Raw genomic sequence first — 20,376 nt, forward strand, 5'->3', positions numbered from 1 at the left:
TGCACTGGGATATCGCTCACCACGGGAATATATACGCAGGAAGTTATCGCAACCGTAAGAGAGCAAAAACGTCTGGATATATAGGGTCAAATCCATCAGGTGACTCACATTGACCACGCCACAATGTGCGCAATGTCCGCTTCTGGCACGAAGCGGGCAAGGTAACAGAGCTGAAGGTCCGCAGTGAGCAAGGAGCAGACGAATGCTTTAAAGCATGCTGAACTATTTAAAAGTAAATCGTTTTTTAGGCACGGTATCGGGACCAGAGCAGCTGTTATTTTTCGGGAGAATTTGGGTTGTGGATCAGGAAATGCTCAATCGAGTCGATTAAACCGGGTGCTAAGGGTCTCGCTGGTTCAGCGTATGAAGCAATATTCACCTTGCGATCGTCCGAAATCACCTCTTTCATAACATGGTTCATATTGGGCAGTATAACCAGGGACGCTTGGGGATTCGCTGCCTTAAGCAGTCTTGCATCCGTTTCTTCCACCTGGAGATCGCGTTGCCCTTGTAGCACTAACACGGGTTTGGAAATGGTCGAAATGAGCTGACCTGGATTATATGAAAACGCATTGATCAAAAATCCCTGAACCGCAGGATTAAAGAGATTTTGCAGTGCTGGATGCATATTTGTAATATCGACCCGCCTCCGATGCTCCAGAGCATCAATTATCGGCAGTGCTTGCTTTAATAACATTTCGTTTTCCGAATTAGCGTTAAGTTGCCCCCTCAACACCTCGCCCATCGGCCTCCCGGGCGTTGCGATAAGAACCACGCCGCACACATCCTCTTCTTGAGCCGAGGCAAGTGCGACTACGCCTCCTTCGCTGTGCCCTAAAACCCAAATACAAGGGGTGTGCATCTGACGCCTAAGCACTTTTACCCAGGATCGAACGTCGTCAACATAGTCAGCAATCGTCACCGCATTGGCATCCTCTACGGCCATTGCGCTAGCGAACATTCCACGTTTGTCGATACGAAGCGTTGCAAAGCCTTTTGCAGCCAGGCCTTCAGCAAGAAGTCGGTAAGGCGATGCATTCACACCAAGCGGGTTGTTTCCATCCCGATCGGTCGGCCCTGAGCCAGGAACGATAAGAACAACGGCGGTTGGTTTTGGATTTGGGGTGAGTAACATACCTTTCAAAGGACCTTTTGGCCCAGCGGCATCCAGGACAGTTTCGGAAAAGGTCACCGGCACTGCCGCCAGACTCACAAATGGGCAAGCGCTCAAAATGGCAATGGAGGCGGTAATATTCATCGGTGATGTTCCTGTAAAACACAGCGTGTCCGTCAATTTATATTATAAATATGACCTGCTCTCCATTGATTAATACATCAGTGGCATTAGCAACGTCCGCTAATGCCACGGAGCGGACAGGTGTGTGGCGCTGAGGGCCAGCTATGAGCGAGGTGCAGAAGTTATCCCGCGGATAATAAGTTTTTCGCAAGCGCTGAAAAAGTGACTGGTTCGGATGACGAAACACTTAGATTTCAAGTGCAGCAAGGATTGTGGCTTCCATTTTCTCCGGGGTGGTGAACGGTGCAAAACGCTTGAGCGGTTTACCGTCGCGTCCAATCAGAAATTTAGTGAAGTTCCACTTGATCCGCCCCCCCAGCACGCCGGGCAATGCGTTTTTTAGATAACGAAACACCGGGTGCGCGGCGGTACCGTTGACCTCTACTTTCTCGAACATCGGAAAGCTCACACCGTAGTTAATGTGACATGTCTGCGCGATTTCGTCGGCACCGCCAGGTTCTTGTTTACCGAACTGGTTACAGGGAAAACCAAGCACCACTAAACCCTGGGCGGCGTATTTCTTGTAGAGCGCTTCAAGGCCGCCATATTGTGGTGTGAATCCACAATGGCTAGCGGTATTAACTACCAGAGTCACCTTACCAGCGTAGTCAGCCATAGAAATAACCTGGCCGCCCAGACTGGTGGCTGTCAGTTGATGAAAGGTGGTCATATCGGAATCCTCAAAGCAGAACCAGTTCGACGTCGACATTGCCACATAGCGCATTGCTGCCAGGGCACCGATCATGGGGAGTAGATCCTGGCCCTGATGACGTGGCAGGTCTGGAATCGTGTGCGATACATCTTTGCAAAGTCGGACGAAAAGAACAACAAACAGGCGACTTTTTGGCCTGCTCTTCGTTGATTAACACACCATACTATTAGTTGGGTTCATTTTGGCACGAAACCAAACATCATGTCATCATCGGACTGCCATGAGCGAAAAGCAGAAGTTGGCACTTATCACACAAATCAGGGTCAATTATCCAATGGGCGTTGTTCCAGAACCGTACTGGTTACTTAGTTCCAGATGTTTCGGGATTAGGGGCTTACCATGGGGAGCAACCAGTTTTTCTCACTGCTTCGTTCTTTTGTTCATCTTGACCCGATACAACTTGAGCGTGCTCAGGAACACCTTCGTCACCACCTCCGGCGTGGTCAGCGGTGGATGGACAAACCAAAGTGACGATACATCTGTTTTTTCCGGATGCGGGAGCACGCAAGATGGCGCTGGTGAAAATTGGTGAGACTGAAGACGGGAACCAAACCCTGGCGCGCCTCGCAGCTTATGCAATCAAAACTTAATCAAAGAGAAAATCATGAGAAAAATAGTTTCCTTTGTCCATGTGTCGCTGGATGGTTTTGTCGCTTCTACCGCCGAGGGCCCGGCAGGTCTGGCCTGGATAAACATAAGCCCCGACTTGTTTGAATACGTGGAGCAGCGGATTCAGCAGACCGACACCGCCTTATATGGGCGTACCACCTACCAGATGATGGAGTCGTACTGGCCAACTGCTGCCGATAAGCCTGACGCCAGCCCGCATGACCATGCGCATTCGCGTTGGTATAAATCTGCCCATAAAGTGGTGTTGTCGAAAACCCTGTTGGAAAAAAATCACCCTAATACGCAAATTATCAGTAACAATTTAAGCGACGAAATCAGCAAGCTCAAGCATAACGCGGGCAGCGAAATCTTAATGTTTGGCAGTCCCTCAGCTACTCACGCGCTAATGGCGGAAAACCTTATCGATGAGTATTGGCTATTCGTCAATCCGATTCTGCTGGGGCAAGGCATTCCCTTGTTCAAAAACATAAAAGACAGAACCTCACTCATGCTGGTGAATAGTAAAGTTTTCCCGTCGGGCGTAGTGTGCCTGCGATACGAGGTGAAACGAAATCAATAATGCAAGGTTCTGATAGTTCTGCAAGAGGAAAAAACCTCCGAACGGCTGCATTTCTGCGAATGAGTGGCCAATCGATGTTTTGCGGTATGTGATCTAACCTAATTGACAGGAGCATCTAAGGGTCAGCAATGTCCGCTTCTGGCACGAAACGGACATGTAACCTGAGCCTAAGGTCCGCCATGAGCGAGAAGCGGGCATTCAGCGTGAAGCCCCTTCCCCACTTCGATACGCTGTATATAAGGGGGCCGTTTAGCCACTCCTTGTGATAATGGCTCTGTGCATAGAGAACATCAATACAGCACCTTGTTACGCCCGCTCCTGACACAAACTATACACATACCGATATGTTTTCTGCTCCGTCTCTGGGTCAAAGCAAATCATGCACTCTCCCCTGACATGCTCTTCTCCGCGCTACGCATCCCTGCCGGAGCCAGGAGCCGGGGATCCACGTCATCGGCAATCCACGGCTCAATGCGTTGTCAGGGGATAATGCGCGCGGCTCTCAGCTGCATGAACAGGCTGAAAAACATCTCGTCGGTTGCCTGCATACGCGTGAAGCCCGCCCGGCGCAGCTTGCTGCCATCGCCAAACATGTCGTAATTCCAGCCAAACACGAAATCGGCAAACTGCCCGTCGTTCAGCTGTAAAATATCCGCTTCCACCAGCCGCTGCCCGGCAAGTTCGCGCCATACCTCACGATAGTCCTTAAACAACTGGTGAAATGACAGCCTGACCGGCGGTGCGGATTCCAACGCAAACCAGCGCGCGATACGCGGCCACAGCTCGCTCCAGCGCCAGACGTCCCCATTATTCACGTTGAAAGCCTGATTCTCTGCCATCGGCGAGGTCGCTGCCCACAGCGTCGCCTCCGCCAGCAATCCGGCATCAGTATGATCAACGATGCTGTGCCAGGTGTGTTCCGAACCGGGAAAGCGCAGAGGTAAATCCTGAGCCTTACACAGCGAGGCATACAGGGCGATGCTGAGGGCGAGATTCATGGCGTTGCCAGGCACAGCGCTGCCCACCACGCCCGGCCTGATGGCATTCCAGCGCCACCTTTCCCACGCTGAAAATGGCTGAGCCAGGTGAGCTGTGCGGCGTTAAATTCTGCGCCGGGTACGCCGGGATCGCTTTCACGCGCCGGGGTTTTGAACGGACCAAGATGCGCGCCATAGACTTTGTATCCCTGCATCAGGCTTACCGTCTGTAGCGGCGCGGTTTGCTCAACGTTACTGACCAGGTTACGCAGCATGGTGACGTTCGGCTCAACCATGTCTGTCCAGTTCGCGGCGTTCACCCAGGCGCTGTAAAAAATATGGCTGATGCCGTTAAGGGGTTGCAATATCTGCGCGCTCTGCCGCTCATCCAGTAAATCGACGTTGACTATCGGAATGTTTGCCGGGTGGAATAGTGCATGGCGACTCAGGCCGATCACCTCCCACTCATTGTCCAGCAGCGTGTTAACCAGCTGCCTGCCGACAATACCGCTGGCGCCGGCGACCAGCGCGACTCTCTGTTGCTGCGTCTTGTTCATGGTATTTCTCCAGATAAGGTGACAGACACAGTGTGATATATTATTTTTTTCACACATATCCCATGAAACTGATGGCACTTATAAGCAGAATCATTAAATGAATAATAAGCTCAATGCCATTGCCACCTTTTTACGCGTCGCAGAAGCCGGCTCCTTTTCTGCGGCCGCCCGCCAGAGCGGTATGAAGCAATCGGCCGTCAGTCAGCAGATAGCCGCCCTTGAGGAGGAACTCGGGGTGGTATTGCTGCACCGTACAACGCGGGTGATGGCGCTGACTGAGCAGGGAGAAAGCTACCGGCGCGATATGCAGCTTTTGCTGGAAGCCATGCGGGAAGCAGAAAGGCGCCTGAACCCTGCCGAGCGCCAATTTCAGGGCAGGGTCCATGTGCAGCTGCCGAGCGGTCTGGGCCAGCGCTTTTTGCCACATCTGCTCGAACTGCAGAAAATGAATCCAGGATTGCACCTGATGCTTTCACTTGATGACCGTATCGCCGAGCTTGTCCCTGAAGGGGTCGATGTCGCGCTGCGGCTGGGCAATGAGCCTCCGCCAACCCATGCGGCGCGCGTGCTGGCGCGTATTGAAACGAGGCTCTTTGCCGCCCCCGGTTTTACGCCGGTTCATTCCGTGAGCGAGCTGGCTGCGCATCCGCACGTGCGTTTCAGCGGCATCGCGCTGGAAGCGCCGCTACGGTTAGTCTCTGCTAATGACACTCTCGACGTGAAAGTGAAGACCGTTTTCCGGGCCAACACCAGTGAAGCGCTGTTACAGGCGCTAGAGGCAGGCATCGGTATCGGTGGCATGCAGCTACCGCTCGCGGTCAAAGCTTTGCAGGCCGGTAGGTTGGTTCCGGTATTACCCGCCTACCGCTTACCTGACCGCTTCCTCTATGCCGTCTATCCCGATGCCCGCTTTATCCCCCAGAGGGTCAGGAGCATCGTCAGCGTGATCGAGCAACTGCTGCCTGAAATCACAGGGAATATCTGTGTTCAGGATGCGGAAAAAGGAGCAAGCTGGTAAACCGCCACCATCGCCGCGATATTCAATAACACACTGACAATAAAGTATGTTTTAAATGGCTGCTTTTGCGTTTTATGGCGAAAGAGCTGTTGACCCGCAATCGCGCCGGCCCACCCACCGACCACCCCAAACAGCAGCAAGGTGGATTCTGGCACTCTGCGCCAGGCCTTACGCGCCGCCATTTTATCCACCCCGTAAATCGCCAGCGTCAGTACGTTGGCGAGCAGGAGCCACATAGCCACGGGATGAGACGTCAAAATACTCCCGATCGCCGCGCAGGCCAGAAGCAAATAACAACAGCGATTGAGATTCATACCATTAGCCACAGCCGTTATCAGAAAACGTAGAAGCCGAATTATACGCAATACAGGCAGCCAGAAGAAACCGCTGTACGGGCGCCACAGAAAAGACGGGCATGATTATGACCTGCTACTGCCCCCGGATAATAGGCTTAGCTGGGGATACTGACTCGAACATTACGGTGTCTGCGTCTACGGAGAAGAGCGGTGAGTTAACCCCCTGCCCGCTTTAGCATTTCCGCATTCACCGCCCTGACCTGACCTCTGTCGCCAGCGTACGCAGTTTCGCCTTCAGCCAGTTCGTCGCGCCTCGCTGGCCGCTCCGTTGATGTGAATAGATCTTCACTTCAAACGGAGGGATCGCGAACGGCAATGAAAAAATCTTGATCTTCGTTGCCACAATCAGCTTCTCAGCGGCAAAACGAGGAATCGCCATCAGCAGGTCGCTTTCCGCAACAATAAACGGCGCGCTGAGCATTGACGGCGTTTTGATCGCTATCTGCCGTGTATACCCCATCTGTTCAAGCTGTAAATCCAGCACTCCCTGCTTCTCATTCCAGGGCGTCACCACGAGGTGCCGCGCGGCAAGATAATCCTCCAGCGTCAGCTGCGTTCGGCGGGTATTGCTGATGGCGACATACTCATCTTCAAACCAGCCGATCTCATCCAGTTCCGGATGCCGGATATCATCCAACGTGCTGAATCCCAGCGCCAGATCCACTTCGCCCGCCAGCAGTTCCGTCAGCGCCGGGCTGTGCGGCAAATAGCGTAACTCAAAGCGCAAGCCGGGCGCTTCGTGCTGCAGTTTGTGCATCAGCGCAGGGAAAATACAAAACGCGGTGAAATCCGTAATGGCAATCTGTACACGCTCCGTACTACCGGCGGCTGCAAACTCCGGCTGCGGTGCCAGCTCCTGATTGAGCAATTTCAGCGCCGAAGCAATAGAAGGCGCGAGCTGTGCGGCATACACGCTCGGGGACATCCGGTGGCCTTCCCGGAAAAATAACGGGTCATTGAGAGTGATACGCAGCCGGGACAGCGCATGGCTCAGCGCCGATGTGCTCATCGCCAGTTCATCCGCCGCCAGACGAACGGAACGGTGACGATAAATCGCGTCAAAAGCAGGCAGCAGGTTTAAATCAAGGCGCCTCAGCGCCGGATGCATAATATTCATCATTTGGTGATTTCATTGCACTTAATTCTCCTGACAATAACCCTTATGCTTAGCCCCATCAATGTCGACACCATGCAGAAATAACAGGAAAACCAATGAGTATCACAATTCGCCAGGCCCGCCCGGAAGATGCAACGGCAATTTACGATATGATCTATGAGCTGGCGGTGTATGAAAAAGCGCCGGAAGAAGTGGTCACCACGCCGGATGAGATCCGCGAAACGCTCTTTGGCGCCGGCAGTAAAACCGAAGCGTTGATCTGTGAGATGGCAGGCCAGACCGTAGGGTATGCCGTTTTCTTCACCAGCTACTCCACCTGGCTGGGGCGTAACGGTATTTATATGGAAGATTTATACATTTCCCCCGATTATCGCGGCAAAGGCGCGGGAAGAGCGTTGCTGAAAAATATCGCGCAATGCGCAGTAAAACGGCAGTGCGGCCGTCTTGAATGGAGTGTGCTGGACTGGAACCAGCCCGCCATTGATTTTTACCTGAGCATTGGCGCACTGCCACAGTCTGAATGGGTACGCTATCGTCTGGATGGCGAAGCGCTGCTGAAATTTGCCGAATAAAAGCCTCTTGATATTGCGCCCCCCGCTGAAGCGGGGGGTTTCCTTTTCTGCAATTCCTCACTGCCATTAAAAATGCAGTCTCAGTGATTACTGCATGCAATAATCGGGCGACGTATATTCTGGTTAGTTTAAAGCGCCAATGACCCCTTCCGGCACCAGGCGCCCTTCAGCTGTTCAACGACATAGGTTTACTGCCACCCGGAGGTAAGCCAAACAATTTACGAACCCGGTTAAGAAACGCACCATAAGGGCGTCCGAGAAAGAGCATCATCAAGGCGGCACCGAGAGTGCCTCGGAGCAGGCCGCTCCCCGAAGCGCCGCTGAAAGCAATGATCGCGGCATAGACAGGCACCTGGAAACTGACAAGGGCTACACTGTCCCATAGCAACTGAGACATTCGCCCCTGGCCGGCACGCTTCATTATCCAATCCCGCCATATGCCGTATGGCCTGGCTACCGGAATCATCAGGGCCGCTCCCAACAGGCGGGCATGAAAAACCTGCTCCCACGTCATAGCCGCTATCAGGCGTTCATTAATGATACCCGTTGTCGTGAAAAAGAGGATCAGCGCAACGGTGTCGGCCAAAAATGCCCTCCTGCGCATGGTCTGCTCCTGACGTTGAGGCAAATTACATTTCCTGTCGTTGTGTGGTGATAAACGCGCCCTCACCTAAAGAGAGACATAAAACTATAGCATACAGGTATCCTTCAGGATGCCCATACCGATGGCGCTTACCATGATGCTAACGGCGCTTTATATCCTTATAATGAGCTCGTTTAAAAAGAAAAAATAGCCACGCAGGTCCGGGGATGTCCGCGGCACTCTTTGGCCTACCGCAGCGTGTCAGAGATTAGTCAAAATCGGAGGTTCCCCCACGCTTTCCCGGATATCCCGTTCGGCTGAAAATGCCACCAGCGCATAGCAGGTTCGCGCCAGGACATCGGGCGGCATAAAAATACGCTGTGAATCTAAGCAATATGAGTAAAACTCAAGTCGCTCTCTTCCAGGCAAGAATGCCCCTTCCGGTGACCGGACGCCTGCTCAATTAGCCGCTCCTGCCCATGGATCCCCACGGTGAATCTTACCCGCCGGGCGTTAGCCAACAGCGCCACACCGGGTCGCATCCCGGATCATGAAGATGACTCATGTTGTAATGAAATTAAGTCACTTCCACTCATCTAATGACTCAGGCATAAAATATGCATTATCAACTACAGACAATATGAAGATAACTGAATGAGAAAGCCGGAAGAGAAAATCTGGCAAATCAAGAAATAAATTCAGTTTTCCTGGCAGAACTTAGGATACAACATCGCAATGAATAGAAACTTTACATTTACTATTACGCGCAGTGATTTCGACGAAAATTATAACCCTTCAGAAAATACGCGTATTACCACCAACTTTGCCAACCTCGCCCGCGGAAAGAACCGTCAGGAGAACCTGCGCAACACGTTAGTGATGATTGACAATCGTTTCAATACTCTGGCGCATTGGGACAACCCTACAGGCGATCGTTATTCTGTCGAACTTGAAATCATTTCTGTTGAGATGAATATTGGCCTTGAAGACAACGACGCCACCTTCCCGGCGATTGAAATCTTAAAAACTACCATCGTTGATAAGAAAACGAACGCACGCATTGCCGGCATTGTGGGGAACAATTTCTCTTCTTACGTGCGAGATTATGACTTCAGCGTATTGCTGTTAGAGCTCAATAAGAACAAATCCGAATTTAGCGTTCCGGATAACTTTGGCGATTTACATGGCAATATATTCAAACATTTCGTCAACTCACATGAATACCGCGAGAGTTTTAAAAAACCGCCGGTCATATGCCTGAGCGTTTCCAGCAAAAACATCTATCAGCGAACCGGGAATGAGCATCCAGTACTGGGCATCGAATACCAGCAGAATGGTTCTTCTGTGACTGAAAAATACTTCAATAAAATGGGCTTGCAGGTTCGCTATTTCATGCCGAAAAATAGCGTTGCGCCTTTGGCATTTTATTTTTCTGGTGATTTACTGAGTGATTACACCGATCTTGAACTGATCGCTACCATCAGCACGATGGAGACTTTCCAGAAGATTTACCGCCCTGAAATTTACAATGCTAACTCGGCTGCAGGCCAATACTATCAACCAGATCTGAATAACCAGGATCACTCATTGACAAAAATTGTTTATGACCGCGAAGAACGTAGCCAGTTGGCGATTGAGCAGGGAAGATTTACTGAAGAACATTTCATCAAACCCTATAAAACTATTCTTGAGCAATGGTCTGCTAGCTACGCTCTGTGATTAACCCAAAATACAAGGTCATTTATTATGAAAACATTGCTCCCCACCTCAACGGCTGGCAGTTTACCCAAACCTTCCTGGCTTGCGCAACCAGAGACGCTGTGGTCGCCCTGGAAATTGCAAAATGAGGAATTAATTGAGGGAAAACAAGACGCTCTGCGTTTGTCCCTCGAAGATCAATTGCGGGCAGGTATTGATATTGTCAGTGATGGCGAGCAAACGCGTCAGCACTTTGTCACGACGTTTATTGAGCATCTCAGCGGCGTTGATTTTGAGAAACGTCAGATCGTTAAAATTCGTAATCGCTATGATGCGAGCGTCCCGACAGTCGTGGGTGCTGTCGCTCGTCAAAAGCCCGTTTTTGTGGAAGATGCCCGGTTTTTACGGCAGCTCACCAGCCAGCCGATTAAATGGGCCCTGCCAGGGCCGATGACGATGATCGATACGCTTTATGATAGCCACTATAAAAGCCGCGAAAAACTCGCCTGGGAATTCGCCAAAATTCTCAATCAGGAAGCCAAAGAATTAGAGGCTGCCGGTGTCGATATTATCCAGTTTGATGAACCCGCATTTAACGTTTTCTTTGATGAGGTGAATGACTGGGGGATCGCCGCGTTAGAAAGAGCCATTGAAGGGCTGAAATGTGAAACAGCTGTCCATATCTGCTATGGCTATGGCATCAAAGCCAATACCGACTGGAAAAAGACCCTCGGGTCAGAGTGGCGACAATATGAAGAGGCGTTTCCCAAACTGCAGACGTCTAATATCGATATCATCTCCCTGGAATGCCATAACTCGCATGTTCCGATGGATCTGCTTGAACTGATTCGCGGTAAAAAAGTGATGGTAGGGGCCATTGACGTGGCAACCAATACCATAGAGACAGCGGAAGAAGTCGCCAGTACGTTGCGAAAAGCACTGCAGTTTGTCGACGCTGACAAGCTTTATCCCTCAACCAACTGTGGTATGGCCCCCCTGTCCCGTCAGGTCGCTACAGGCAAGCTGCATGCTTTAAGCGCTGGTGCAGAAATCATCCGCCAGGAGCTTGCAACGAAATAACGGCGCTGACTATTCGCTCACGTTTAAAAGAAATTCAGTCCGGGTCAGGCGAGCCGCTCGATCGCCAATTATCCAGCCCCAACCGGGCTGCGCGATTGCCGCGATGAGCGGCAATCGCTGATGAAGAGCGATGAGTCATGAGCTGCGGGTTATCACTTAACCGTAAGCAGCTCGGCATATCGCGTGGTGTATCTCGGCGAGAGCATTTCCCGTTTCATCTGCCATTGCGGCTGAATACCCTGCCCGGCGAAGTAAAGCGTTTCGCGGCCCTCTTTCGCGTTCAGACGATCCAACACCTCCATCAGCTTCTGGCTGTTGTGCCGCGGCGCATTTTCGTCGAACAGATTAAGCTGCGCTACGCCCTGGCTGTAAAAGTCACCCAGCATGACTCCACCTTTCTGATAGCGATGGCCATCTTTCCAGATGGCATCCAGGCAGCGCGTCGCCGCACCGATAATATCCCGGCTGTCCTGTGTCGGCGTCAGCAGTTTAAAAGATGCGCTGTTGCTGTAATACGGATCGTTTTGCGCAAATGGCGAGGTTTTAACAAACGCCGAAATAAAGCGGCAATATTGATGCTCGCTACGCAGTTTCTCCGCCGCCCGGGTGGCGTAGCTGCAAATAGCCTGCCGCATCTCCTCGTATTCCCTAATGTATTGGCTGAAGGAACGGGAACAGATAATCTCCTGTTTTATCGGGGGAAACTCTTCCAGTTCAAGGCATGACTCGCCGCGTAGCTCCCGCACGGTTCTCTCCAGCACAACGTTGAAATGTTTTCTGATAAACCGAATATCGCTGTCCGCCAGCTGCAATACGGTCTTGATACCCAGGCCTTCCAGTTTTTTCGCGATACGCCGACCGACGCCCCAGACGTCATCAACGTATAATGCCGCCATCAGCTTCCTCTGACGCTCGATATTTGACAGATCCACCACCCCACCGGTCTGCCGTTGCCATTTTTTTGCCGCATGGTTCGCCAGTTTGGCCAGGGTTTTGGTCTGGGCGATACCCACCCCAACCGTCAGATGCGTGCGCTGCAGAACCGTGGCTCTGATTTCACGCCCAAACTCCGCCAGATCGCGACAGTTACGCACGCCGGTGAGGTCACAAAAAATCTCATCAATGGAGTATATTTCGCAGCGGGGAGACATCTCCTCGATAGTGGCCATCACCCGACTGGACATATCCGCGTAGAGTTCATAGTTGCTACTGAAACAAACCACCCCGTGACGCCTGAAGAGATCCTTCAGTTTGAAGTACGGTTCGCCGGTTTTCACCAGAGATTGCGCTTCAGCAGAACGCGCAATAACGCAACCGTCGTTATTTGACAAAACGACCACCGGCCTCCCCTTCAGATCCGGGCGAAATACGGTTTCACAAGAGGCATAGAACGAATTCACATCGCACAGCGCAAACATGATCAGCTCGCAGACTTCACGATGTAGGTCACCACCCCGAAAATGTCCAGACGGTCTTCGCGGCCAATCACGATCGGCGCATAGGCGCTGTTTTCAGGCTTAAGCATCGCAACGGGATGCAGCAGCAGGCGCTTAACGGTGAATTCGCCATCGACCGCAGCAATAACGATATTGCCATGCTCAGCCTGACGGGAGCTATCCACCACCAGTAAATCCCCTTCGCCAATTCCGGCGTCAATCATTGAATCACCGCTGGATTTCACAAAATAGGTCGCACTCGGGTGCTGAATCATCAGTTCATTCAGGTCAATGCGTCGCTCAACATAATCCTGTGCCGGGCTCGGAAAGCCGCATGAAACAAGATCGCTGAACAAGGGCAATGCCACGATCTGACGTAGCTCGGTAGGTGTGAAAAACGACATGATAATCACCATCAGTAATACTGTATACATATACAGTATTATCGATCGGCGATGGAAATCAAGAGCTGCTTGCGTGATAACGGCGTATCGGTTACGTATGCCGCTGATTTGATAACGACTCTTTTAGACTAATTGCAGGACCAGGCCGCAAGACAAACCGGGCGCAGGAGCAAAGAATACCGTCGTCGGAGCGGGCGACATAACATACCGTTCAGCCAGCGAACCTCTCCACGGACAAAACCGCAGGCAGAAGAAGTGAGCAGAAAAATGGCAAAGAGTAAGACGCATCTGTGGAAATTTTCGCTGATTGGGAGGAGGATAGTCTCTGTAAAGCCGACCGTTATGGGTCATCGTCATCCCGGCATAGTGGCGATATACCCGACAGACTGAACTGGAGATGCTTATGTACTACACGTTAGGAGAGACCACCCTCCATTTTTATCGCTACCAGTGTCGTTTCTACGTCGCCCATTGGGATGGCGGCAACGTGATGACCGAAAAATTCAAACCGTTCATTGCATTGATTAGCGAAAAAACGGGTCTCGATGCAAAGCGCGTCGAAACGGTTGCACGGGACTACTTCAACAACGTTGATTGAACGCCGGTCAGGCAAAATAGCGCGCAGCGACGGAGCAGCCTGCTGGTCCCCCCTGTCCGATGATCTTCGCCCCCCTACAGCATCGGCATATCTGCATACTCAAACCGCTAACGTCGGCTCCAACAGGAACGAGTTAGCGGACTCCCCCCACAAAACAGGTCGGTTGTGAAGCGGACCGTTTAATGTATAGAATTCACCTACCCTGAATCAGGGTTAATTCAACAAGGATAGAGATAAAATGAAAAAGTTAATGATGGTGATTCTGGCAGCAACGGCAATTTCTGGCTGTGCGCAACAAACCTTCTCCGTGAATCAAGGTATTGCCGTTGCGCCTCAGCAGGTCACAACCCACCACTTCTTCGTCAGCGGGATCGGCCAGTCAAAACAAATCGACGCCGCTCAGGTCTGCGGTGGTGCGGATAAAGTGGTACGTACCGAAGTCCAGCAGACGTTTGTCGATGGGCTGCTCGGTTTTGTGACCTTAGGAATTTATACTCCGCGCGATGCGCGTGTGTATTGCGCTAAATAAGCCCCTGCAGCAGGCATCCTTTGGTGTCTGCTGTCTCTCTTCATCTTAAGCTTTCCATCGCCGACTTCCTGTCGGTTTCCATTTACTTTTTAGTCAGATAGTCCCTGCCAGCAACAACCTTTTTACATTCTGCTAAACTTCTGCTAAATAATAGTAGGTTCGGTGTTTTTAAGTAAAAAATCCATTCCCTATTGCCATAACATGCTATACCACTTCGGGGGCATTAGCATTAAACTCCACAAAATAGACGTCAGAAGTATTAAAAATACTTTTCTTCTGAGCTCTCAAAATATTTCATTAGGATTTTTCTTAATCCAGGAGTAGATTCCATTTCATAAAAGCAATAATGTCCATAAACTTCCCCGGGAATAAACCACATGGCAAACTTACTCTTTTTAGTATTGGCAATAGTATTACTTCTGGTTGCTGTTTTTTCTCTCGTTTCCTACATCAGGGACAGAAAAAAACAGCAGTTTACGTTTAAAAAACGACGCTAAGCGCGACAAAAACGGCTGAGACGACTGCCGGCATCTTCTCTGGGTTCATGCCGCTTAACTCCTGTGACCTGACATTAACGATAGTTATCGCCGCAGACATCACATCACCATTTTCTCTATCGGATATGTCAGGTCATGGCGCAATAGCGATATTAAGCATAAGTAAAGCCAATAATGAATATTACCCATCCCCGTCATACTTCAGGTTGCATGCGCGTTGGCTTTGTTACCCGGCTCATCCATGAGACTCGCCCTTACGGGCCGCCTTCCTGCCACTCGAATTATTTAGGGTATAGATAAGCCATTTATTTTTCTGCTCATCAACGGTATATATTCCAGGGCTGACGATTGCGTATTACCTCGCTCAGTGACTTCATGCACCACTCGCCTCTTTTTTATGCACAATAGCGTTGCAGGTTGTGAATGGCTAAGGCCGCAAAAAAAGAATGGCGCGGTAAACCGCGCCATGATGGGATTCAGGAAATAACCGCAGATGTCTACTGATGCTTCACAATATACATCGTGCGGCTATAGGCCACGTCCTCCGGGTTGGTAATCGGATACCCTTTCAGCCACAGCTTAATCAACCGCCCGTTGGTGTACTGGTAAATCGGGGCGATGGGCGCTTTACCCATGATGATTTTTTCCGCCGCATTGTAATCATCGTTGCGCGCTTTATCCGAGGTTTCCTGTGCTGCCTGGCTCAGGATCTTGTCATAGGCCGGATCGTTAAAGCGGGAGATGTTACCGCTATGGCTGGAGGTCAGCAGCGACAGGAAGGTGGAAGGCTCATTATAATCCCCAACCCACGACGCGCGAATGACATCGAAATTACCGGTATTGCGGCTATCGATATAGGTTTTCCACTCCTGATTCTGCAGCTTGACGTCGACGCCGAGGTTCTTCTTCCACATCGACGCCACCGCGATGGCAATTTTCTGATGGTTTTCCGAGGTGTTATACAGCAGCTTCAGCTGTAACGGGCGTCCAGGGCCGTAACCTGCCGCCTGCAATAACGCCTTCGCCTGGGCATTCAGCTCGGCCTGGCTCATACTTTCCATCTGCGATGGCTCCGGCGTAAAGCCTGCCGTGACGTCCGGCGTAAAGTGCCATGCCGGTTTTTCTCCGGTCCCCAGCACCTTCTCCGCCATCAAACGGCGATCGATGGTCATGCTTAACGCCAGACGTACGCGTTCATCGGCGGTAGGCCCTTTCCGGGTGTTAAACGCGTAGTAGTAGGTACCCAGCTGCGGCGGGGTATACACCTGCCCGGGGATATCTTTCAGCAACTTCTGGTACAGATTTTTCGGGAAAGATTCGGTGATATCAATATCGCCGGCCAGGTAGCGTTTCGTCGCCGATGACTCCTGATTGATCGGCACGAAAGTCACCTGCTGGATAACCGTCTTCGCGTTATCCCAGTAGTGGCCGTTCGGAACGACCACCAGTTTTTCGTTTACCACGCGGTCTTTTAAGACATAGGCCCCGTTGCCAACCAGGCTACCCGGACGCGTCCAGTTGGCGCCGCTCTCGACGTTGGCTTTCTGTACCGGATAAAACGCGAAGCTGGCCGTCAGCTTGCTGAACCACGGCAGCGGCTTGTCCAGCTGTACGCGCAGGGTGCGGGCATCCACGGCGGTCACTCCCAGCGTATCCGGCGCCGCTTTACCATCGATAATATTCTGCGCATTGGTTATCCCCGCCAGCGCGGCGAACCAGGCAAATGGCGAGGTCGTTTTCGGGTCGACCAGCCGCTGCCAGCTGTAGACGAAGTCCTGCGCCGTCACCGGCGAACCGTCCGACCAGCGCGCGTTATCACGCAGGGTAAAGCTCCAGACGCGGTTATCGTTGCTCTGCCAGCGGGTCGCCACGCCGGGGATAATATTGCCTTTGGCGTCCTGATTGACTAACCCTTCGAAAAGATCGCGAATCACCTGAATTTCCGGCAGACCAACGGCTTTAGCGGGATCCAATGATGCGGGTTCATCTTTAATATGCCGTACCAGCAGCTGCTTTTCGGCTAATACGGTTCCCGGGGGAACATCCGCCGCCCAGGCCAGAGAAGAAACGCTGGCTAACCACAGCGCGCCGCATGTCAATGTGACAGGATACTTCATGAGATCCCCTTTAAAATAAAAAAACCAGAGCTGACAGAGCGATAATTATTTGTTTCATCACCTGAAATTGCAAACGGCTTGTGATAGAAAATTGACCTGTATTCTGATTTAACCGCCTCAGGAAACTATTTGATTCCGGGGCGCTTTTACACAACACTGCAGAAAATAACCTGCTAACAGGATGCCCTATGCCCGTTTCTCGTCCCCGCCCTCTGCGCGGTGCCTTCCCGCCCGGCACCCAACGCTATGGTCAGTCACACCTTGGCGCGCCACTACTGTGGTTCCCGGCACCGCTGGCGGACAGCCGCAGCGGCCTGATTCTTGCCGGTACCCATGGCGATGAAAACTCCTCGATCGTGACGCTTTCCTGTGCGCTACGCACGCTAAAACCGGAATTGCGTCGCCATCACGTCGTCCTGGCGGTGAACCCTGACGGCTGCCAGCTGGGGCTACGCGCCAACGCCCGCGGCGTCGATCTTAACCGCAATTTTCCGGCGGCTAACTGGAAGGAAGGGGAAACGGTCTATCGCTGGAATAGCGCGGCGGAACAGCGCGACGTGGTCCTGCTGACCGGCGAAAAACCCGCCTCAGAACCGGAGACGCAGGCCCTGTGCCAGTTGATCCATCAGATCCACCCGGCGTGGGTGGTGTCGTTTCACGATCCCCTGGCCTGCATTGAAGATCCCGGTCACAGCGAGCTGGGTCAGTGGCTGGCCGACGCCTTTGCGCTACCGCTGGTGAGCAGCGTCGGTTACGAAACTCCCGGATCTTTTGGCAGCTGGTGCGCCGATATCGGCCTGCCCTGCATTACCGCCGAGTTTCCGCCCATCTCAGCCGACGAGGCCACGGAAAAGCACCTGTCGGCGATGACTGACCTGCTGCACTGGCATACTCAAAGGTGAAGTACCCCGGTGCTGAAATGCAGCGCCGGTTCAACATCCACCGCCAGCCAGGTCGGGCCATCCAGATCGGCAAAGCGGGCCAGCGGCGCCAGCGGGAGCGCCGCGGAAATGGCCCGCGAGGTGCAAAGCATGCAGCCAAGCATGCGTTCAAACCCCAGCTGTTCCGCCTCCTGCGCCAGAAACAGCGCCTCGGTCAGGCCGCCGGTTTTATCAAGCTTGATATTCACCATCTCATAGCGCCCGCGCAGCTTCGGCAGACTGGCACGGGTGTGGCAGCTCTCATCGGCGCAGATCGGCAGCGGGTGGATAAAGTTCGTCAGCGCATCGTCGGCATCCGCCGGGAGCGGCTGTTCCAGCATCGCCACGCCAATATCCGCCAGCAGCTGGCAGCGTGCCGCCAGGCCATCGCTGTGCCAGGATTCATTGGCATCGACAATCAGCGTCGCCTCCGGCACCGTATTACGAATGGCGATCAGCCGCTCGCTGATCAGATGGTCATCCAGCTTCACCTTCAGCAGCCTGGCGCCCTTTTGCCATAGCGCCGCGGCGCTGGCCGCCATCTGTTCGGCTGTGCCAATCACCACCGTCTGCGCCGTCACCACCCGGTTGGGAAGCGCCACGCCAAGCAGTTGTGGAAGGGTTTTACCCACGCTGCGGGCCTGCAAATCCCATAATGCGCAATCCACGGCGTTGCGCGCCGCCCCGGCCGGCAGCAGATGCTGAAGCTGTTCGCGGGTCGCGCCGTTTTCCAGCTGCTCGCCGATGGTAAGGATCTGGGCCATCACCGAGGCAATGCTCTCACCATAGCGCGGATACGGCGTACACTCCCCCACGCCCTTCACCCCGTTCTCTTCCACTTCCACCACCACCACCTTCGCCTCGCTGCGGCTGCCGCGGGCAATCACAAAAGGCGTATGCAGCGGCCAGGCTTCTTCATAGACTCGCAGGTTTCGCATTCCCAGGTTCCTCCAGGGGAAACATTAAATAGGATTTGCCGTGCCGATAACGGATGTCATACACTACCCGTGACGTTAACTATATGTAAACAGGAAGATAAACATGTCACAAACCGTGCATTTCCAGGGCAACCCCGTTTCTGTTCAGGGCACCATTCCGCAGGCAGGCGCGACAGCGCAGCCGTTTACGCTGGTCGCCAAAGATCTCTCTGACGTCGCGCTGAGCCAGTTCGCCGGCAAACGTAAAGTACTGAACATTTTCCCGAGCATCGATACCGGCGTTTGCGCGGCATCGGTACGTAAATTCAACCAACTGGCATCCGAGCTGGATAACACCGTTGTGCTGTGCATCTCTGCCGACCTGCCGTTCGCCCAGTCGCGCTTCTGCGGCGCGGAAGGCCTGAACAATGTCGTCACCCTGTCCAACCTGCGCGCGCCGCAGTTCCTGGCAGATTACGGCGTCGCGATCTCCGCTGGCCCGCTGGCCGGTCTGGCCGCGCGTGCGGTGGTGGTTATTGATGAAAATGACCAGGTTGTTTACAGCCAGCTGGTCAACGAAATCACCGAAGAGCCGGACTACGACGCGGCGCTGGCCTCGCTGAAAGGCTAATCGCGCCCTACTCGCCGGGTCAGGAGCGGCCTCCCTTACCCGGCTATGCTAAGCCTCCGTTTAGCGGAGGCTTTTTTCTTTCCGCGGCGCATAGCGGGAAATAAATCGCGCAATCGCCGGGCCGGTCAGCAGAATAGTGAACAGCCGCAAGGTCTGCATCGCCATGATAAACGATATGTCAGCCCGGGTGCCGGCGGCAATAATCGCCACCGTATCCAGCCCGCCGGGGCTGGTGGCCAGATAGGCGGTCATAAAATCGAGCGGCAGCACCCGCGTCAGCCCCAGGGCCATCAGCGCGCAGAGCAGGATCAGACCGATAATGGAGGCGATAATCTGCGGCAGCGTCTTCAGGGCCAGCAAGAAGATCTCTTTATTAAACTTTAGCCCAACGCTCCAGCCAATGGCGGCATAAGCCAGCGCCAGCAGCCATTCCGGCAGTTCCAGCATCAGCCAGCCTTCCCCCTGCACCACCGCGCCCGCCAGCATCGGGAATAGCATCGCCCCGGAAGGGAAACGCATTCTCAGCCCCAGCCAGCCGGCCGCCCCCGTCAGCAGCAGCGTCCACGGCAGCTGCCACGTGATCGGCGGAAACCAGACGATCTGCTGGGTCAGCGCCTGGGCATCGCCGCCTAAAGCAAAACGCACCACCAGCGCCGCCGCCCCGGCGACAAACAGCACCCGCAGATACTGCATCAGGGCGACCAGCCGCACATCGGCGCCGTAATCCTGGGCCATTACCACCATTGCCGACGCGCCGCCCGGCGAGCTTCCCCATGCGCCGGTCGCCCCGGGTAGCGCGCTGTAACGCACCAGCAGCCACCCCGCCAGCGCGCTAACGACAAGCGTGGAGACGAGAATCAACAGGACCAGCGGCCAGTGGCCGAGAAGGACGCCAAAGATAGAGGGGGTCAGCGTGCGGGCAATCATGCAGCCAATAATCGCCTGCGCGGCAATAAAAAAAGGACGGGAGACGCGAATATTCGCCCCGCGCAGGCTCAAGGTTATCCCGGCGATCATCGGCCCCAGCAGCAGCGCCGCGGGCAGATGAAACCAGAACAACACAAACGAGAGCCCGGCAGAGAGTGCCAGCAGTTTCATCCACTGAAGCAGATGACCAGGCGAAGTTGACATCCGTATTCCTGGAAAAAATGAATAAAAACGGAGTATATAC

At 53.2% G+C, this 20,376-nt stretch carries 21 protein-coding genes and 1 pseudogene; 10 read left to right on the top strand and 12 right to left on the bottom strand.

What is annotated here, in order from left to right; translation table 11 throughout:
- Nucleotides 1-274: 274 nt before the first annotated feature.
- A complete protein-coding gene (locus tag EDF73_RS04420; protein ID WP_132726315.1) occupies nt 275-1,258 on the bottom strand; it encodes an alpha/beta fold hydrolase in 984 nt (327 codons plus the stop codon).
- A gap of 226 nt (nt 1,259-1,484) precedes the next feature.
- The gene (locus tag EDF73_RS04425; protein WP_132728084.1) at nt 1,485-1,967 is read right to left on the bottom strand and encodes a glutathione peroxidase; all 483 of its coding nucleotides are present in this window, start codon (nt 1,965-1,967) and stop codon (nt 1,485-1,487) included.
- A gap of 646 nt (nt 1,968-2,613) precedes the next feature.
- Here EDF73_RS04425 and EDF73_RS04430 point away from each other — a divergent pair.
- Nucleotides 2,614-3,198 carry a dihydrofolate reductase family protein gene (locus EDF73_RS04430; protein ID WP_132726318.1) on the top strand — a complete coding sequence of 195 codons (585 nt, stop codon included), beginning with the start codon at nt 2,614-2,616 and terminating at the stop codon, nt 3,196-3,198.
- Nucleotides 3,199-3,677: 479 nt separating this feature from the next.
- On the opposite strand, the pseudogene EDF73_RS04435 reads toward EDF73_RS04430, so the two are convergent.
- Nucleotides 3,678-4,732 (bottom strand): annotated as a pseudogene (locus tag EDF73_RS04435) (SDR family oxidoreductase).
- 97 nt (nt 4,733-4,829) lie between these two features.
- On the opposite strand from EDF73_RS04435, the gene EDF73_RS04440 reads away from it, so the two are divergent.
- Nucleotides 4,830-5,750, top strand: coding sequence for a LysR family transcriptional regulator (locus EDF73_RS04440; protein ID WP_132726320.1), 921 nt, complete (start codon nt 4,830-4,832; stop codon nt 5,748-5,750).
- Here the strand turns inward: EDF73_RS04440 and EDF73_RS04445 are convergent.
- Together EDF73_RS04445 and EDF73_RS04450 are read right to left on the bottom strand one after the other, a co-directional pair.
- Nucleotides 5,720-6,064, bottom strand: coding sequence for a DUF1294 domain-containing protein (locus EDF73_RS04445; RefSeq protein WP_132726323.1), 345 nt, complete (start codon nt 6,062-6,064; stop codon nt 5,720-5,722). The two genes, EDF73_RS04440 and EDF73_RS04445, sit on opposite strands and share 31 nt — an antisense overlap.
- A gap of 229 nt (nt 6,065-6,293) precedes the next feature.
- Entirely contained in the window at nt 6,294-7,226 is a 933-nt protein-coding gene (locus EDF73_RS04450) for a LysR family transcriptional regulator (protein ID WP_132726325.1), read from the bottom strand.
- A gap of 92 nt (nt 7,227-7,318) precedes the next feature.
- On the opposite strand from EDF73_RS04450, the gene EDF73_RS04455 reads away from it, so the two are divergent.
- On the top strand, nt 7,319-7,795 hold the full coding sequence (locus EDF73_RS04455) for a GNAT family N-acetyltransferase (protein ID WP_132726328.1): 477 nt from the start codon (nt 7,319-7,321) through the stop codon (nt 7,793-7,795).
- A gap of 166 nt (nt 7,796-7,961) precedes the next feature.
- Here the strand turns inward: EDF73_RS04455 and alaE are convergent, their stop codons facing one another.
- Nucleotides 7,962-8,399, bottom strand: a complete 438-nt coding sequence (gene alaE, locus EDF73_RS04460) for an L-alanine exporter AlaE (protein ID WP_279387989.1) — start codon at nt 8,397-8,399, stop codon at nt 7,962-7,964.
- Nucleotides 8,400-9,113: 714 nt separating this feature from the next.
- On the opposite strand from alaE, the gene EDF73_RS04465 reads away from it, so the two are divergent.
- Nucleotides 9,114-10,097, top strand: a complete 984-nt coding sequence (locus tag EDF73_RS04465; protein ID WP_132726333.1) for a DUF1852 domain-containing protein — start codon at nt 9,114-9,116, stop codon at nt 10,095-10,097.
- Between the two features lie 27 nt (nt 10,098-10,124).
- Nucleotides 10,125-11,156: a methionine synthase gene (locus EDF73_RS04470; RefSeq protein ID WP_132726335.1), complete on the top strand. Its 1,032-nt coding sequence runs from the start codon at nt 10,125-10,127 to the stop codon at nt 11,154-11,156.
- A gap of 152 nt (nt 11,157-11,308) precedes the next feature.
- Here the strand turns inward: EDF73_RS04470 and EDF73_RS04475 are convergent, their stop codons facing one another.
- Together EDF73_RS04475 and EDF73_RS04480 are read right to left on the bottom strand one after the other, a co-directional pair.
- Nucleotides 11,309-12,574: a Y-family DNA polymerase gene (locus tag EDF73_RS04475; protein ID WP_132726338.1), complete on the bottom strand. Its 1,266-nt coding sequence runs from the start codon at nt 12,572-12,574 to the stop codon at nt 11,309-11,311.
- Nucleotides 12,575-12,576: 2 nt separating this feature from the next.
- Entirely contained in the window at nt 12,577-12,996 is a 420-nt protein-coding gene (locus tag EDF73_RS04480) for a translesion error-prone DNA polymerase V autoproteolytic subunit (protein ID WP_132726341.1), read from the bottom strand.
- Between the two features lie 403 nt (nt 12,997-13,399).
- Between EDF73_RS04480 and EDF73_RS04485 the strand changes: the two genes are divergently transcribed.
- The 3 genes from EDF73_RS04485 to EDF73_RS27395 all read left to right on the top strand — a co-directional run bounded on the left by EDF73_RS04485 (nt 13,400) and on the right by EDF73_RS27395 (nt 14,620).
- Complete coding sequence (locus EDF73_RS04485) at nt 13,400-13,594, top strand: hypothetical protein (protein ID WP_132726343.1); 195 nt, start codon at nt 13,400-13,402, stop codon at nt 13,592-13,594.
- Between the two features lie 238 nt (nt 13,595-13,832).
- Entirely contained in the window at nt 13,833-14,123 is a 291-nt protein-coding gene (locus EDF73_RS04490; RefSeq protein ID WP_132726345.1) for a Bor family protein, read from the top strand.
- 377 nt (nt 14,124-14,500) lie between these two features.
- The gene (locus EDF73_RS27395; protein ID WP_165905644.1) at nt 14,501-14,620 is read left to right on the top strand and encodes a small membrane protein; all 120 of its coding nucleotides are present in this window, start codon (nt 14,501-14,503) and stop codon (nt 14,618-14,620) included.
- 497 nt (nt 14,621-15,117) lie between these two features.
- Here the strand turns inward: EDF73_RS27395 and EDF73_RS04495 are convergent, their stop codons facing one another.
- Together EDF73_RS04495 and EDF73_RS27400 are read right to left on the bottom strand one after the other, a co-directional pair.
- Nucleotides 15,118-16,737: an ABC transporter substrate-binding protein gene (locus EDF73_RS04495; RefSeq protein WP_132726348.1), complete on the bottom strand. Its 1,620-nt coding sequence runs from the start codon at nt 16,735-16,737 to the stop codon at nt 15,118-15,120.
- The gene (locus EDF73_RS27400; RefSeq protein ID WP_165905669.1) at nt 16,734-16,829 is read right to left on the bottom strand and encodes a hypothetical protein; all 96 of its coding nucleotides are present in this window, start codon (nt 16,827-16,829) and stop codon (nt 16,734-16,736) included. The genes EDF73_RS04495 and EDF73_RS27400 overlap by 4 nt, the downstream gene beginning before the upstream one ends.
- Before the next feature lie 96 nt (nt 16,830-16,925).
- On the opposite strand from EDF73_RS27400, the gene mpaA reads away from it, so the two are divergent.
- Nucleotides 16,926-17,639, top strand: coding sequence for a murein tripeptide amidase MpaA (gene mpaA / locus EDF73_RS04500; RefSeq protein WP_132726351.1), 714 nt, complete (start codon nt 16,926-16,928; stop codon nt 17,637-17,639).
- On the opposite strand, the gene ycjG is transcribed toward mpaA, so the two are convergent.
- The gene (gene ycjG, locus EDF73_RS04505; protein WP_132726354.1) at nt 17,630-18,595 is read right to left on the bottom strand and encodes an L-Ala-D/L-Glu epimerase; all 966 of its coding nucleotides are present in this window, start codon (nt 18,593-18,595) and stop codon (nt 17,630-17,632) included. The two genes, mpaA and ycjG, sit on opposite strands and share 10 nt — an antisense overlap.
- Before the next feature lie 103 nt (nt 18,596-18,698).
- Here ycjG and tpx point away from each other — a divergent pair, with 103 nt between their 5' ends.
- Nucleotides 18,699-19,205, top strand: coding sequence for a thiol peroxidase (gene tpx, locus EDF73_RS04510; RefSeq protein ID WP_132726357.1), 507 nt, complete (start codon nt 18,699-18,701; stop codon nt 19,203-19,205).
- A 60-nt stretch (nt 19,206-19,265) separates the two neighbouring features.
- On the opposite strand, the gene EDF73_RS04515 is transcribed toward tpx, so the two are convergent.
- On the bottom strand, nt 19,266-20,336 hold the full coding sequence (locus EDF73_RS04515; RefSeq protein WP_165905645.1) for an AbrB family transcriptional regulator: 1,071 nt from the start codon (nt 20,334-20,336) through the stop codon (nt 19,266-19,268).
- Nucleotides 20,337-20,376 lie beyond the last annotated feature (40 nt).

The sequence above is a fragment of the Klebsiella sp. BIGb0138 genome (assembly GCF_004342285.1).
In the GTDB taxonomy this organism is placed as follows: Bacteria; Pseudomonadota; Gammaproteobacteria; order Enterobacterales; family Enterobacteriaceae; genus Klebsiella.

Excerpts from the sequence above, each read along its gene's own strand:
- EDF73_RS04420 (WP_132726315.1), bottom strand. The coding sequence starts at position 1,258 with ATGAATATTACCGCCTCCATTGCCATTTTGAGCGCTTGCCCATTTGTG.
- EDF73_RS04425 (WP_132728084.1), bottom strand. The coding sequence starts at position 1,967 with ATGACCACCTTTCATCAACTGACAGCCACCAGTCTGGGCGGCCAGGTT.
- EDF73_RS04430 (WP_132726318.1), top strand. The coding sequence starts at position 2,614 with ATGAGAAAAATAGTTTCCTTTGTCCATGTGTCGCTGGATGGTTTTGTC.
- EDF73_RS04440 (WP_132726320.1), top strand. The coding sequence starts at position 4,830 with ATGAATAATAAGCTCAATGCCATTGCCACCTTTTTACGCGTCGCAGAA.
- EDF73_RS04445 (WP_132726323.1), bottom strand. The coding sequence starts at position 6,064 with ATGAATCTCAATCGCTGTTGTTATTTGCTTCTGGCCTGCGCGGCGATC.
- EDF73_RS04450 (WP_132726325.1), bottom strand. The coding sequence starts at position 7,226 with ATGATGAATATTATGCATCCGGCGCTGAGGCGCCTTGATTTAAACCTG.
- EDF73_RS04455 (WP_132726328.1), top strand. The coding sequence starts at position 7,319 with ATGAGTATCACAATTCGCCAGGCCCGCCCGGAAGATGCAACGGCAATT.
- alaE (WP_279387989.1), bottom strand. The coding sequence starts at position 8,399 with ATGCGCAGGAGGGCATTTTTGGCCGACACCGTTGCGCTGATCCTCTTT.
- EDF73_RS04465 (WP_132726333.1), top strand. The coding sequence starts at position 9,114 with ATGAATAGAAACTTTACATTTACTATTACGCGCAGTGATTTCGACGAA.
- EDF73_RS04470 (WP_132726335.1), top strand. The coding sequence starts at position 10,125 with ATGAAAACATTGCTCCCCACCTCAACGGCTGGCAGTTTACCCAAACCT.
- EDF73_RS04475 (WP_132726338.1), bottom strand. The coding sequence starts at position 12,574 with ATGTTTGCGCTGTGCGATGTGAATTCGTTCTATGCCTCTTGTGAAACC.
- EDF73_RS04480 (WP_132726341.1), bottom strand. The coding sequence starts at position 12,996 with ATGTCGTTTTTCACACCTACCGAGCTACGTCAGATCGTGGCATTGCCC.
- EDF73_RS04485 (WP_132726343.1), top strand. The coding sequence starts at position 13,400 with ATGTACTACACGTTAGGAGAGACCACCCTCCATTTTTATCGCTACCAG.
- EDF73_RS04490 (WP_132726345.1), top strand. The coding sequence starts at position 13,833 with ATGAAAAAGTTAATGATGGTGATTCTGGCAGCAACGGCAATTTCTGGC.
- EDF73_RS27395 (WP_165905644.1), top strand. The coding sequence starts at position 14,501 with ATGGCAAACTTACTCTTTTTAGTATTGGCAATAGTATTACTTCTGGTT.
- EDF73_RS04495 (WP_132726348.1), bottom strand. The coding sequence starts at position 16,737 with ATGAAGTATCCTGTCACATTGACATGCGGCGCGCTGTGGTTAGCCAGC.
- mpaA (WP_132726351.1), top strand. The coding sequence starts at position 16,926 with ATGCCCGTTTCTCGTCCCCGCCCTCTGCGCGGTGCCTTCCCGCCCGGC.
- ycjG (WP_132726354.1), bottom strand. The coding sequence starts at position 18,595 with ATGCGAAACCTGCGAGTCTATGAAGAAGCCTGGCCGCTGCATACGCCT.
- tpx (WP_132726357.1), top strand. The coding sequence starts at position 18,699 with ATGTCACAAACCGTGCATTTCCAGGGCAACCCCGTTTCTGTTCAGGGC.
- EDF73_RS04515 (WP_165905645.1), bottom strand. The coding sequence starts at position 20,336 with ATGTCAACTTCGCCTGGTCATCTGCTTCAGTGGATGAAACTGCTGGCA.